Below are 1,358 nucleotides of genomic sequence, written 5' to 3'. Positions count from 1 at the left end.
CGGGTGGCCGCGGCGGCGGGCCGGGCGACCGCCAGCAGCTCGGGGTCGTCCGGGTCGAGCAGGACGGCGGCGTCGTGACCGGCGAGGTCGGTGCGCAGCCGGGCCGCGGTGACCGCGTGCGGGCCGGGACGCAGCAGCGCGTTGGGGATGCCGCGCAGCAGGACCGGCTCCGCCCCGGCCAGCGGGTCGCCGGTCCAGTCCAGGACCTGCGGAACCGGCGAGGGTCCTGCGTCGACGTGCAGGACGGCGTCGAACCGGTGGCGCGACAGCTCGGTGTCGTCGGTGAGGGTCTTGGCGTGCACGGCGACGGCGATCCGGCGCCCGCACGCGAGGGCCGCCGTGGCGAGGGCGGCCGGGTCGACCAGCAGCTCACGGTCCGTCGCGGCGCGGTCGGCGACGGTGCGCGCCAGGGTGTCGTCGTCGAGGGCGGGCTCGGTGGCGGTGACGGTCTCCCGCCAGTGCCGCAGGTGCAGGCCCGCGTGCCGCACGTCGCCGACGACGACCGTCCCCCCGGCCGCGACGACCGCGGTCGCGGTACGGAGCACCTCGGTCAGGTAGGCGAGGTCGGGGAAGCACTGCGTCACCGAGTTGATCACCACGCAGTCGGGTGCCCGCCCGCCGAACGCCTCCCGGACGGCGGCCGAGCCGGCCTCGTGCGCGGCGCCCCGCACGACCCTCACCCCGGGCGCGGCGGTGGCGCGGTGCCGGTCGACGACGTCGCCCGCGATGTCGGTGCCGACGTAGGACTCGACGTGCGGGGCGATCCGCTCCAGCAGCATCCCGGTGCCGCAGCCCAGCTCCAGCACCCGGCGCGGGCGCGCGGCGAGCACGAGCTCGGCCGTGCGGTCGGCCCACTCCCCCATGTGCGCGGCGGGCAGCGGCGCGCCGGTCCCCGAGGCCCGCCAGCCGGCCAGCGGCGACGGGTCGGAGTAGGTCCAGTCGTAGACCTCGGCCCAGTGCTCGCGGTGCTCGACGACGAGGGCGCCGTCCGGCGGGACGAGCGCGGCCGGGTCGACGACGACCCGGGTCAGGTCCTCGCCCCGGGTGATGCGCGCGATCCAGGGGTGGGTCGGGTCGGCGGTGGGTTCGGTGCGCACCGGGGGGTTCCTCTCGGTCGGGGTGACGGGGTCGGGACGGGGGCGGTGAGGTCGACGAGGTCGACGACGTGGTCGGCGCGCTCGACGAGCGCGCGGTCGTGGGTGGTGGCGAGCACGGCGAGGCCGTCGGCCCGGGCGGCGTCGAGCAGGTCGAGGACGGCGGCCGTGGTCGCCGCGTCGAGCGCGGAGGTCGGCTCGTCGGCGAGCAGGACCGCGGGCCGCACGGCCAGCGCACGGGCCAGCGCGACCCGTTGCCGCTGC

Annotated in this window: 2 protein-coding genes; both read right to left on the bottom strand. The window is 78.2% G+C overall.

Going from position 1 to position 1,358, the window contains the following annotated elements; translation table 11 throughout:
- Nucleotides 1–1,097: methyltransferase domain-containing protein (locus NH602_RS30895; protein ID WP_253069698.1), on the bottom strand; the 1,097-nt coding region annotated here is incomplete at its 3' end.
- Nucleotides 1,028–1,358 (bottom strand): ATP-binding cassette domain-containing protein (locus NH602_RS31695; RefSeq protein WP_374210288.1); only part of this gene is annotated, 331 nt, incomplete at its 5' end. The genes NH602_RS31695 and NH602_RS30895, both read right to left, overlap by 70 nt.

The sequence above is a fragment of the Pseudonocardia sp. McavD-2-B genome (genome assembly GCF_024124365.1).
GTDB classification, from domain to species: domain Bacteria; phylum Actinomycetota; class Actinomycetes; order Mycobacteriales; family Pseudonocardiaceae; genus Pseudonocardia; species Pseudonocardia alni.
This window is presented reverse-complemented; position numbering and strand designations above follow the sequence as displayed.